The organism is Streptomyces sp. M2CJ-2 (assembly GCF_016757295.1).
In the GTDB taxonomy this organism is placed as follows: domain Bacteria; phylum Actinomycetota; class Actinomycetes; order Streptomycetales; family Streptomycetaceae; genus Streptomyces.
Window position 1 is genome coordinate 1 of the sequence record NZ_JAESIF010000118.1, and the last position, 10,763, is coordinate 10,763.

Here is a 10,763-nt window from a genome sequence, read left to right on the forward strand (position 1 = left end):
TGCCCGCGTCCCGAAGAAACCACCAGGAGCCGCCCGACGCCCGTGAGCAGAATTCACGCGGTGGATCGAGGTTCAAAGCGTCCGGCCCCTGACGGATCACCGATTCACATTTGTCAGTTCGATCTGAGGCGTTTGCCGGTTCTTAAGCAGGCGCAGACCCCGCTCGAGCGTCGTGTCCTCGAAGTGCTGGAAGAGCTCGACGATGAGAAAGATCGGCAAGGCGGCGAACGGCAGGCGTATGAAGGGCTGTCTGGCGAGCGCCAGGATGTGGAGAAGTTCCCACGATCGCGCAGCATGCGGGTCCGCCGCTTGATCCGGGATACGGCTGCCGCGAAACGGATCAAGCAGCTCTACAAGGGGGAGTGCCAGCTGTGTGGTCTCCAACTGGTCGGGCCGGACGGCAAGCCGTACAGCGAGGGTGCTCACATACGGCCTCTGGGGAAGCCTCACCACGGTCCCGACGTCGAGCCCAACATCCTGTGTCTCTGCCCTAACTGCCATGTACGGCTCGACATTGGTGCCATCACAGTTGCCGAAGACTGGTCTGTCATTGCGCATGCGGGTTTGTCGGGCGTAAGGCTCTTGCCGAAGCTCACCGTGAAAGATAGTCACCGAGTTCACCAGGAGTACCTTCGCTACCACCGGAGGTCCTGGGAGCAGAAAGCCACTGGTGAGGCGCCATAAGGAGCACACTGGGCCGTCCGCTTCTCGGCAGAGATGGGAAGCGGACGGAGGTCTGGGTCTTGGATGCGTTGCCCAGGAGCCCTCACGGGAATGCCTCCCCCCCCCCGAGCAGCACGAAGGAGATCCCCCAGGCCAGATTGGCCCCCGCCGAGTACGAGACGTTTCCCAGTCGTCCGGATGGCGTCCCGCCGGTGGTGTAGCTGATCAAGGCACCGGAATCCGCAAGTCGGGGACGGTGGCTCCGCCGGACCGGGCGTTCAACTCGTCTCAGCAGGGCGCCTCGTGGACTGCCGCTTCTCCGGAGATCGTCAGGGGCCTCGTACTTGTACCGGAACACGTAATGCTTGATCCCCTACACCATGACGAGGGACATGACCCTGTTTCTGAGAGAAGGACCCATGAAGCACGAGTACGAGGCGAAGTTCCTGGCCGTCGATGTCGCCGGACTGCAGGCCAGGCTGACTGCCCTCGGTGCCGTCCAGGCGCTGCCCCGAACCCTCCTCACCCGCAAGATCTTCGAGAACGACTCCCTCGACGAAGGGGCGTGGCTCCGACTGCGCGACGAGGGCACCCGCTCGACGCTCACGCTCAAGCAGGTCACCGACGCCACGACGATCGACGGCACCAAGGAGATCGAGACCGAGGTCACCGACCTGCACGCCATGGCCGACATCCTGCGCCGGGTCGGCCTCACCGAGGTCCGCTATCAGGAGAACTACCGCGAGGAGTGGCGCCTGGGCGAGGTCGCCTTCGACTTCGACACCTGGCCCGACCTCCCCACGTTCCTGGAGATCGAGGGGCCCGACGAGGCATCGGTCCGGCAGGCCGCCGCGCTGCTGGACCTCGACTACTCCGAGGCCCGGTTCGGCAGCGTCGACGAGATCTACAAGAGCGAGGCCGGTCGCGACATCCTCGCCGAGCCCACCCTCCTGTTCTCCGATGCCGAGAAGCAGGGGGATCCTTCCTCGGCTCCCCAGCGCGGTTGATCCCGAAGGCGGGCGAGTCACGCTCGCAGAAGTCGCCCGACGCCACCGGGTGTTCCTCGGGGTCGCCGAGTCCGCCCACGGGAGTCGACCTCCGCTTCGGCATGGAGGTCTTCGGTCAGGCGGTCCAGAGCTTGCCGCTCGGTGGCCCCCAGCTGCTCCCTGCTCAGGGGCCGTCTCGACAGGTGGCCGCAGCCGGCCTGGAGGCCAGGTTGTGCCCGGCGGGTGGTAACTCGGTTGCGAAGGGCTTGGGCTCCTGGACGAAGATGCCTGCATGAGCCGAGAGACAGATGAGGTACGGGAAGCGATCGCAGGCGAGCTGCGTCTGATGGACCCCAGGGTGCGTGCCACACGCTCGCTTGCCCGGCAGCTCCTGGCCCCGGACTTCGTAGAGGTCGGCGCTTCGGGGCGGCGGTGGACCTATGAGGAGATGATTGCCGCGCTGCCCGAGCTGGACGGTGCCGCTGAAAGCGGCCCGCGCTACGAGCCCTCGAATTTCACCGGCGTCCTGCTGGCTCCCGGGCTGGTGCATCTCACCTACGAGACCACGTTGGACGGCAACCGGGCATGGCGAAGTTCGCTCTGGCGCAAGCAGGGTGCGGCTGCGACGTGGCAGATGTACTACCACCAGGCCACGTCCCTCCCTCCCGCCGCTGTGTAATTGCGGATCTCGGGCGTTCTGCTGCTGGGAGAACAGACCGGCGGCGGCCTGGGCGGTGTCGTCCGCGTGTTCGCGGCGGCCAGGGCCGGCGGCGGCTTCTAGGATCTGCGCATGACAACAAGGCTCGTGCAGATCAACATGAAGGCCCGGGACGACTCCGTGCTCGGTCGGTTCTGGGCGGAGGCACTCGGTTGGGGTGTCGACAGCGAGGCGCCCGGTGTGACCAACCTCGAACCCGTGGGCTTCGCCTACCCCGACCCCGTGGCCGTCTGTATCGACATCGTCGCCCGCCCGGAACCCAAAACAGTGAAGAACCGGGTGCACCTTGATCTGGCCACCACCTCGACCGCCCATCAGGCGGAGTTGGTCGCGCGCCTGAAGGACCTCGGCGCGACGCCCGCCGACGTGGGTCAGGGTGACGTCCCCTGGACGGTCATGGTCGACCCGGAGGGCAACGAGTTCTGCCTCCTGGAGCCCCGTCCGACCTACCGGGACACCGGGCCGATCGCCGCGGTGGTGGTCGACTGCACCGACCCACGAGCGATGGCCCGGTTCTGGGGCGAGGCGATGGACTGGACGCTGCACGAGGTCACCGACGACCACGCGACCATGCGCTCCGCCCGGGGCGTCGGCCCCTACCTGGAGTTCCTCCGCACCCCCGACACCAAGAGTGTGTGGAACCGCGTCCACCTCGACGTCCGCCCCTACCCCGGTGACGACCTGGCAGCAGAGGAAGCCCGGCTGCGCGCCCTGGGCGCCACCGACCCCGGTATCGACCAGTCCGCAATCCCCTGGACGGTTCTGGTCGACCCGGAGGGCAACGAGTTCTGCCTCCTCGCCCCTCGCTGACCTCGAGCGACGGCTCCGGCCGTTCGTGGGTCAGCTGGTCGGGAGCGGCGGCCGAAGCGTTGGGGAGGCGGGCGTGGGTCGGCCGGTCGCCGAGTGCCGGTGCACAGGGTTGGAGTACTGGGACGATCAGCCGCGTGCGGTCTCTTCGGCTGTCGGCACTGGTGGGTCGCCGACGGTGATGCGGGTCAGCAGCGTGCGGGCTTCCCGGATGCGGGGGTGGTCCGGGTGCAGGGACCGTTCGCAGTCGGCCAGTGCCTCACGCACTGCCGCTTCCGCCTCGCTCCGGTGCCCCAGGCCGTGGAGGGCGACGGCCGTGCCCATCCCCAGGCTTCCGCTCTGGCTCCGATCCCGAGGCGGGGTGAACCGGCGCGCCTCGGTGAGCGCTTCCCGGTACCGCCCCTGCCCGTTCAGGCTGTGTATCAGGCCGCAGTGCAGAGCAGCGGCCGTGCTCCCTTCGGCTCGGGGCAGATTCCCTCGGGCGATGGCCTCGGCCTCCTCGTAGCGGGCTTGCCCGCACAGGGCGTCGACCAGGCTGTCCAGCACGCACAACTCGATGCCCCACACCGGTACCAGATGCTTGAGGCGGGTCAGGTCGCGCAGTACTTCCAGCCCTTCGGCCTCCGCCTCTTCGTGGCGCCCCTCCTGGTTGAGGGCCACCATGTGGTTGTTCCGGATCATCAGCAGCAGCTCCCTCCCGGGACCGACCATTCCGCTCAGCTCTGCCGTGAGGGATTCCAGCTCGGTCAGCACCTGCGCTCCGCGCCCGTGGGCACAGGCCGCAGCCGTGGCCACGGCCCTGGCGTGCCACGCCACAGCGGTCCCCCAACCTCGCCTGCGCAGACGCCTCGATGCCGCCTCGAGCGCCCGGGCCCCGGCCTCGGCCTCCTCGTACTTGTCTTCCTGACACAGCTGACTGAGGCGTTCCAAGGCGGCCACTTCCCGTGAGCGGCCCCCTATCACCCGTGTGATCTTCACAGGCCGTGAGGTTACGGGAAGACGTCCGACCAGGACAGGTTCCGCTTGCGGCGCAAGCAGAGGAGGGGTCCGTGCCTCGCCTCGGACGGTGAGCCCCGAAGGGGCGGTAAGGACGGTCAGGGTCCGATCGGGCACGCTTGACGGTTCTCCGGAGCCGGCGGGCTCCTCTCCGTCAGGGCGTCGTTCCCGATCGAGTGGGCGAGGGAACCGTGCGCGCCCCCATCCGGGGTCGGGGCTGACGTGCGGCCGGCCCGCCATGACGACAGTCGGCACGGTCCTGCCGCCGCCGTCGGCCTCCCTCACCATCGCCGCTCCAGCCGGGGCACGCAGCTGTCGACCCGGTGCAGACGGTGGGTGCTGCGGCGGACCCAGCGGTCGATGTCCGGCAGGGTCGAGGGCTGGAAACAGAGCAGCGGCCACCGCGCCGGTTCCCGACCCTGCTGACAGCTGGTCACACCGCGTCTACGCCTGGATCCACCGCCTCAGCGCCTCGACTGTGTCCTCCGGCGTCGTGTTGAAGCAGAGCCGGATCCAGGGCGTCTCCTCGGTGAGGATGTTGATCAGGCGCTCGAACAGCAGGGTGTTCTCCGGCAGCATCCGTATGCCACCGCCGATCATCGCCAAACCGAAGGTGTGTTTCTGGAGTTGCTCCCGGACGGTCGCCGCGGCGCGGTCCGGAGAGGCGTCGATCAGGCACGGAACAGCATCGAACCCCGCTTCGCGCAGCGCCGTGTTCGCCGCCTCGATCCGGGCAGTGAGTACCGCCTCGTCGACACCGTCGGGCATCCGGCTGTAGTCGAGCGCACTCGGATGCAGACCGATGGACAGTACCTTCGTGTCGCCCGGCAGCGGAGCCGAGGTCGTCGGGCGGCCCATGGGGGGTGTCCTCTCTGCTCGCGGCACGGTGATTTTCCCGGTTTATCACAGGAGTTGGGTAGAGAGCCCGCTCGGTTCGAGATCAGCAGATGATCTCGGCCAGGTGCCCCGACACTTCGGCGTCCACGGCTCGCTGGGATATGGGCGGCTTCTGAGCGCAGCCCAGTGCAGGATCGCCACCCGAAAGGGGCGGGACGGGGCAGTCCGGCGAGCCCTCCGGGGCCTTCAGGTGCGGCCGGCCCAGCGGGTGAGCATCGCGGTGGCCTCGGTGCGGGCCGGGGTACGGCTGGGCGGGCGGTGGCGCCGGGAAACCGATGACCCCGCCCCCGGGGGAAAGGGCGAGGTCATCGGTGCTTAGGGTGGTGGGGGTTTCCCCACGGGGCCCGTCCCGCGGGCGGCGGGGCCGTGGCCGGACGCGGGGCCAGGGGTCACTCGGGCTGCAGCGGGCCGCGGCCGAACATCGAGAGCACCTGGTAGCTCTTGTCCTCGGGGCCGGGCTTGCTCAGCTCCATGGCGAACCCACCGGTGAACAGCTCCTGGTCCACGGGGCGTTCATGGATCCAGTCCCGGATCACCTCGCGGAAAGTGATCTTCCAGACGCCGTCGCGTTCCTCGTACCGGTTGAACGTGCGGCTGGCGGCGATCAGTTCGCGTGCCGGGTCCCCGAACCGGTGGTACGAGAGGCGATGGGTCTCCCCCTCGGCGGTCTTGCCGTCCACCTTGTACCACTCGTTCAGCAGGTAGTGGGTGGTGTTCTCGAAGCGGGGCTTGAACTCGTCGATGATCCAGTTCACCCACTCGTCCACCCCGCCTTCCTTCATGTCGCCCAGGCGGACGAAGGCGTCGTCGAAGAAGATCGACTTCAGCAACTGGGGGTCACGCCGGTCGATCCCGCGGCAGTAGGCGGCCTCGAGGTCGTGCAGCCGGTCCTTGACCTTCAGTTCCCGCAGGAGGCGGAGGTCCTCCTCGGTCACCACGCTGGCGGCGCGAGCTGCGTCGTCGGTCATTGTTTCTCTCCCTCGGGTGAGGATTCAGGCAGGTGGGGGGAATGTCGGGGCGGGTACGGCAGGGTGCGGTCCCGTCACGCGTCGAGTCGCCGGCCGGTACGGTCCGGGAGCAGGCGGATCGCCACGGCGGAGATCAGGATCGTGAGCAGGCCGTAGACGGTGATCAGCAGGGTTCCGTTGTCCGAGATCTGCATCAGCCACGTCGCGAGCAGGGGCGCCGGTGCGGCGAACAGCATGTTTCCGCCGGTGAGTCCGAGAGCCGAGCCGGTGTACCGGACGGGGGTCGGCAGCGCCTCGGCGTAGAAGGCTCCCTGGCATCCGGTCATGAACTGCACACCGCACAGCGCACCCGTGATGGTGAGCGCGGCCAGCCACCAGTTGCCCGTGTCGAGGATCAGGAAGAACGGGACGAGGAAGGCCAGCAGCACGGCGAGACCCGTGAAGAGGACGCGCTTCCGTCCGATCCGGTCGCTGGACCAGCCGCCGAGCAGGCTGGCCCCGATGGAGATCGAGTTCGCGACGACCATCAACCCGAAGGTGGAGCTCTTGTCGAAGCCGAGCTGGCCCGTGAGGTAGCTGATGGCGAAGGTGACGGTGATGTAGTACAGCGCTCCCGGCGCGGCCCACGCGAGCACCAGCAGCATCACGGTCTTCCGGTGCTGCCTCAGCAGCCCGCGGGCCGGCTGCTCGCTCTTGCCCTCGCTGGCGAGGAAGGCCGGAGTCTCCTCGACGCGGTGCCGGATGTAGTAGCCGATGGCGATGAGCGCCACGCTCATCAGGAAGGGGATCCGCCAGCCCCAGCCGGTGAACTGGTCCTCGGTGAGCCACGCGGCGAGTCCGGTCAGGGTGAGGGTGGCGAGCACCTGACTGATCGGCGATCCCACCGACATCAGGGCACCCGCGAGACCGCGGCGCCGGCTCGCCGAGTGCTCCATCACCATGAGCTGCGACCCGGTGTGCTCGCCTCCCAGGGCGAAGCCCTGCAGGAAGCGCAGCGTCACCAGCGCGACCGGAGCCACGATTCCCACCGTGCCGTAGGTCGGAAGCAGGCCGATCAGCACCGACGCCGCGCCCATGAGCAGCAGCGTGAACATGAGGACGTTCCGGCGGCCGAGCCGGTCGCCCAGCAGGCCGAACACCAGGCCGCCCAGGGGCCGTGCCACCAGCCCGACCCCGAAGGTCGCGAACGACGCCAGCAGCGCGGTGCCCGGCGCGAGGTCGGGGAAGAACAGCTGGGGGAACACCGTGGCCGACAACGCGCCGTACACGGAGAAGTCGAACCACTCCAGTGCGGAACCCAGCGCGCCACTGACGACCGCGCGCCGGGCGGTGGGGGTACCGCTCCCGGCCTCCGGGCTCTCCGGTGCCGTGTCCGGCCGGCCTGCTCCGGCCGGCCCCTCGAGTTCACTGACTGTCATCGCTTCACTCTCCTCGGTGTCCTCACTGCGCGGCACGTCACACGAGCTGACGGGCGGTTCACGCCTCAACGGCCACTTACGCCAAGGGCAGGCAAGAGGGTGGTCTCGCGCCCAGGAGTCCGCGCCACGCAAAGACACTCGTTCGAGTGTGCGTTCGCCTGCGGACATCGAGAGAATCCACTATCAGGGAGTGAATAGTCAATCATTCCCTGTATGTGGGAATATCGGATCGTGAACACTCTTCAAACTGTGGACAGGGCGCTCCGTCTGCTCGTACTGGCCCAGCAGGAGCCGGTCGTCACCCTCGCCCGCGCCGCCGACGAACTGGGTGTGGGGACCTCCGTCGCCCACCGGCTCCTGGCCACCCTCGAGGCGAACGGCTTCATGCGGCGTTCACTCGACGGCCCCGGCTACCGTCTCGGCCCGGCCATGACCAGCGCCCGCCCCGCCCACGCCGACACGGACTTCACCCAGCTCATCCAGGACGACCTGCTCGAGCTGCAGACGGCGACCGGCGAGACCGTGGAGTTCGCGGTCCTCGAAGGGCAGGCGGTGCGCTACATCCACGGCATCGCCTCACAGCACCACATGCGCATCGAAGCCCGGGCGGGAACGATCCTTCCCGCGCACACCTCGGCCTGCGGACGAGCCCTCCTCGCCACCCTCACGACCGAGCAGCTCCGCCGGATCTACCCGAACGAACCGCTCCCGCACGCGGCGAAGACCACCACCCCGACCCGCACGGCCCTCGAAGCCGAACTGGAGAACGTCAGGCAGCGCGGCTACGCGCGCAACATCGAGGAGACCCAGCCCGGCATCGCGGCACTCGCGCAGACCCTCCCCACCCCGCAGGGGTACCCGCCCATCGCCATCACCGTCTCGGGGCCGCAGGCACGCCTCTGCTTCACCCGCGAGGACCCCCGCACCCCGTCCGAGACGGCACTCGCCCAAGCCCTGCGCCAGGCGACACAGAAGATGCAGGCGAAGCTCACCTCGAAGCTCCAGCACTAGGCCTGTCCGGCGGATCAGGTCGCAGGAAATCGACGGCGCCTTGTCAGCGGCGGTGAGCTGGGGCTGGTGTGTGCAGCTGCAAGGCGGAGGAGGGCGTGCCGGCCCCGCGTCTGCGGCATGACCCGCCGGACAGGCCCTGGCCCGAGCGGGCCTTCATGACGGCCGTCGGGCTCTCTGTGGGGCGTGGCAGGGCTGTTGTCCTGGCTGTTCGCCGCTCAGGCGCCGTGGCACTGCCCGTACGTCCGGCCCGAGCCGCACCAGCAGGGCGCCGACCGCTGTGGCGGCCAGGGCACGGCCCGGCCGCGGGCGGCCAGGGTGGTGGCGTACTGGGGGAGGAGGCCGGTGTCGTCGGGGGTGGTGGCCTCGGAGGCGGCGAAGGCCTCGTAGGAGGGGACGGTGCCGGTGACGATGCCCAGGTTGGGGGTGCCGGAGGCGGCGAGTTCGCGCAGGGCCGTCTCTGTCGTGGCCAGGTGCTCCTCGTGGGAGGGGTACTCGGCGGTGAGGGAGGGGTACGCCTCCAGGAGCTCGGCCAGTTCAGGGGCCGGCCAGTGCAGGATCGCCACCGGGAAGGGACGGGACAGGGCGGTCCGGTAGGCGCCCAGTTCTGCTCGGAGGCGGGAGATCTCCGCCTCCAGCTCCGCCGGGTTCTCCGAGCCGAGGGACCAGACGCGCTTCGGGTCGTGGAGTTCGTCCAGGGTGACGGGCAGGCTGTGGACGGTGTCCGCGAGGGCGTCCCACTCGTCGTGGGGGACGCCCAGCATGCGGCGGACCCGGTGGCGGCCGAAGAGGAGCGGGTGGGTGGGGGCCGGGGGCTCCGGGACGTCGGTCAGCAGGAGGCGGACCGCCTCCGTCAACGTCTCGTGCGCCGCCTCCAGTTCGTCGTGCGTCTCCAGGGACTCCGCGACGACCACCCAGGGGGCGGGGTCGCGCGGGGCCGCGGTGCGGATGCCGTCGATGATCGCGCGGGCCTCCGCCTCGTGGCCGTACTCCCACAGGTTCGAGGCCTTCAGGGCACGGACCAGGTACGGGTTCTCCAACGCCGTCTGCCCGGTTTCGGAGGCCAGCAGGCGGTCGTAGAGGGCGGCCGCGGCAAAGCGGTCGCCGGAGAGTTCCAGGTGGGCGGCGGCCCGCAGCAGCAGGGCCTCGGCGTCCTCCGGGTACAGGCCGGCGGTCCGCTCCAGGCGGGCCGCTTCGGCGGTGTGGTCGACGTTTTCGGCGGGCGTGTCGGGGCGCATGGGTGACACCGTACTGCCGACGGGTGACGGAGAAGAGACCGTCGCAGGTCGGCGACGTTCCCGGGGGCCGAACCCGGGCCGGGGGCGGCGGGAGCGCGTGGTCGCAGGCCGTGTCGAGAGCGTCCATGTCTCCCGAGTGCCCCCGGCGGTGCGGCCCCTTCCAAAGACCCGTCACAGAATTTTTCGGATCATGCTGTAACGATCGGGCGGCGCGCACCACTTCCCGGTGACAGATGAAACCTGGAGGACGGAGGTGCACGGCGTGTCCGATGACGCGGCACGTTTCACCGCGATGTACGACACCTGCCGACAGCGCGTCTGGGCGTACGCGGTCAGCCGCGCGGGGCGGCAGGTGGCGGACGAGGTGGTGAGCGAGACCTTCACGGTGGCCTGGCGCCGTATCGGCGACGTACCCCAGCCGCCGCTGCCCTGGCTGCTCGGCGTGGCCCGCAACGTCCTGCGCGAGGCCGGACGGGCCGAGGTCAGGCGCGTCTCGCTCGCCGCCGAGCTGCGGGACTGGACGGAGACGGTCGAGGGCGACGTCGCCGACGACGTCGCCGACCGGATCGCGCTCCAAAGCGCCCTGGCGTCCCTGGGCGAGGAGGACCGCGAGGTGCTGATCCTTGCCGCGTGGCAGGGGCTCACCCCCCGGGAGGCCGCCCGCGTCGTCGGCTGCACGGCGGCCACCCTGCGCGTGCGGCTCCACCGCGCGCGCCGCCGGCTCGCCAAGGCGGTGGCGGTACGCGACGAGGCGCCGCCGGTACGCCCCCACGTCCGCCCCCGACTCAGCACGGCAGGAGAGGAAGCGTGATGAAGCACGACGACCTGATGCGTCGGCTGACCGACGCCCGCCCCGGACACCTCGACCCCGACAGGCCGGTCGACCCCGAGGTCCGGCAGACCGAGCTGGAGGGCATCATGGCGCGGACCGGGGAGTTGCAGGCGGCGCCGGGGAAGCGGGGAAGGAGCCGCCTCGGCGTGCGGCCGGCGTGGCGTGTGGCCCTGGCCGGCGCGGCGGCCGTGGCGGCCGCGGCCCTGGTCGTCACCGTCGCCGGGCCGCCGCC

General features: G+C 69.7%; 13 protein-coding genes and 1 pseudogene. 7 read left to right on the forward strand and 7 right to left on the reverse strand.

From position 1 onward, the window contains the following. Nucleotides 1–96: 96 nt before the first annotated feature. Nucleotides 97–426: a hypothetical protein gene (locus JL475_RS41610; protein ID WP_307825304.1), complete on the reverse strand. Its 330-nt coding sequence runs from the start codon at nucleotides 424–426 to the stop codon at nucleotides 97–99. On the opposite strand from JL475_RS41610, the gene JL475_RS40875 reads away from it, so the two are divergent. From JL475_RS40875 to JL475_RS36570, 4 genes are all read left to right on the forward strand, one after another. Then, complete coding sequence (locus JL475_RS40875; protein ID WP_307825303.1) at nucleotides 310–684, forward strand: HNH endonuclease; 375 nt, start codon at nucleotides 310–312, stop codon at nucleotides 682–684. The genes JL475_RS41610 and JL475_RS40875 overlap by 117 nt on opposite strands. 398 nt (nucleotides 685–1,082) lie before the next feature. Next, on the forward strand, nucleotides 1,083–1,670 hold the full coding sequence (locus tag JL475_RS36560; protein WP_202282497.1) for a class IV adenylate cyclase: 588 nt from the start codon (nucleotides 1,083–1,085) through the stop codon (nucleotides 1,668–1,670). Between the two features lie 271 nt (nucleotides 1,671–1,941). Further along, entirely contained in the window at nucleotides 1,942–2,328 is a 387-nt protein-coding gene (locus JL475_RS36565) for a DUF4440 domain-containing protein (protein ID WP_202282498.1), read from the forward strand. Nucleotides 2,329–2,439: 111 nt separating this feature from the next. Next, nucleotides 2,440–3,177, forward strand: a complete 738-nt coding sequence (locus JL475_RS36570; protein WP_202282499.1) for a VOC family protein — start codon at nucleotides 2,440–2,442, stop codon at nucleotides 3,175–3,177. Nucleotides 3,178–3,303: 126 nt separating this feature from the next. Here JL475_RS36570 and JL475_RS36575 read toward each other — a convergent pair whose 3' ends face one another. From JL475_RS36575 to JL475_RS36595, 5 genes are all read right to left on the reverse strand, one after another. Beyond that, nucleotides 3,304–3,969 (reverse strand): tetratricopeptide repeat protein, encoded by a 666-nt coding sequence (locus tag JL475_RS36575; protein WP_307825301.1) that lies wholly within the window; start codon nucleotides 3,967–3,969, stop codon nucleotides 3,304–3,306. A gap of 482 nt (nucleotides 3,970–4,451) precedes the next feature. Beyond that, nucleotides 4,452–4,607 (reverse strand): hypothetical protein, encoded by a 156-nt coding sequence (locus tag JL475_RS36580; protein ID WP_202282500.1) that lies wholly within the window; start codon nucleotides 4,605–4,607, stop codon nucleotides 4,452–4,454. Nucleotides 4,608–4,614: 7 nt separating this feature from the next. Then, nucleotides 4,615–5,028 carry a hypothetical protein gene (locus JL475_RS36585; protein WP_202282501.1) on the reverse strand — a complete coding sequence of 138 codons (414 nt, stop codon included), beginning with the start codon at nucleotides 5,026–5,028 and terminating at the stop codon, nucleotides 4,615–4,617. A gap of 428 nt (nucleotides 5,029–5,456) precedes the next feature. Next, entirely contained in the window at nucleotides 5,457–6,035 is a 579-nt protein-coding gene (locus JL475_RS36590) for a nuclear transport factor 2 family protein (protein WP_202282502.1), read from the reverse strand. 74 nt (nucleotides 6,036–6,109) lie between these two features. Further along, nucleotides 6,110–7,453 carry an MFS transporter gene (locus tag JL475_RS36595; protein WP_202282503.1) on the reverse strand — a complete coding sequence of 448 codons (1,344 nt, stop codon included), beginning with the start codon at nucleotides 7,451–7,453 and terminating at the stop codon, nucleotides 6,110–6,112. 231 nt (nucleotides 7,454–7,684) lie between these two features. Here JL475_RS36595 and JL475_RS36600 point away from each other — a divergent pair, with 231 nt between their 5' ends. Beyond that, nucleotides 7,685–8,464 (forward strand): IclR family transcriptional regulator, encoded by a 780-nt coding sequence (locus JL475_RS36600; RefSeq protein ID WP_307825302.1) that lies wholly within the window; start codon nucleotides 7,685–7,687, stop codon nucleotides 8,462–8,464. 215 nt (nucleotides 8,465–8,679) lie between these two features. Here JL475_RS36600 and JL475_RS36605 read toward each other — a convergent pair whose 3' ends face one another. Then, nucleotides 8,680–9,699 (reverse strand): SEC-C domain-containing protein, encoded by a 1,020-nt coding sequence (locus JL475_RS36605; RefSeq protein WP_202282505.1) that lies wholly within the window; start codon nucleotides 9,697–9,699, stop codon nucleotides 8,680–8,682. A 262-nt stretch (nucleotides 9,700–9,961) separates the two neighbouring features. Here JL475_RS36605 and JL475_RS36610 point away from each other — a divergent pair, with 262 nt between their 5' ends. Further along, entirely contained in the window at nucleotides 9,962–10,510 is a 549-nt protein-coding gene (locus JL475_RS36610) for an RNA polymerase sigma factor (protein WP_202282506.1), read from the forward strand. Continuing rightward, a pseudogene (locus JL475_RS36615) lies at nucleotides 10,510–10,763 on the forward strand (hypothetical protein); the annotation flags it as partial. The gene JL475_RS36610 and the pseudogene JL475_RS36615, both read left to right, overlap by 1 nt.

Bases quoted from the DNA above. Each gene is read 5' to 3' on its own strand.
- JL475_RS36560 (WP_202282497.1), top strand. From the start codon at position 1,083: ATGAAGCACGAGTACGAGGCGAAGTTCCTGGCCGTCGATGTCGCCGGA.
- JL475_RS36565 (WP_202282498.1), top strand. From the start codon at position 1,942: ATGAGCCGAGAGACAGATGAGGTACGGGAAGCGATCGCAGGCGAGCTG.
- JL475_RS36570 (WP_202282499.1), top strand. From the start codon at position 2,440: ATGACAACAAGGCTCGTGCAGATCAACATGAAGGCCCGGGACGACTCC.
- JL475_RS36585 (WP_202282501.1), bottom strand. From the start codon at position 5,028: ATGGGCCGCCCGACGACCTCGGCTCCGCTGCCGGGCGACACGAAGGTA.
- JL475_RS36590 (WP_202282502.1), bottom strand. From the start codon at position 6,035: ATGACCGACGACGCAGCTCGCGCCGCCAGCGTGGTGACCGAGGAGGAC.
- JL475_RS36595 (WP_202282503.1), bottom strand. From the start codon at position 7,453: ATGACAGTCAGTGAACTCGAGGGGCCGGCCGGAGCAGGCCGGCCGGAC.
- JL475_RS36605 (WP_202282505.1), bottom strand. From the start codon at position 9,699: ATGCGCCCCGACACGCCCGCCGAAAACGTCGACCACACCGCCGAAGCG.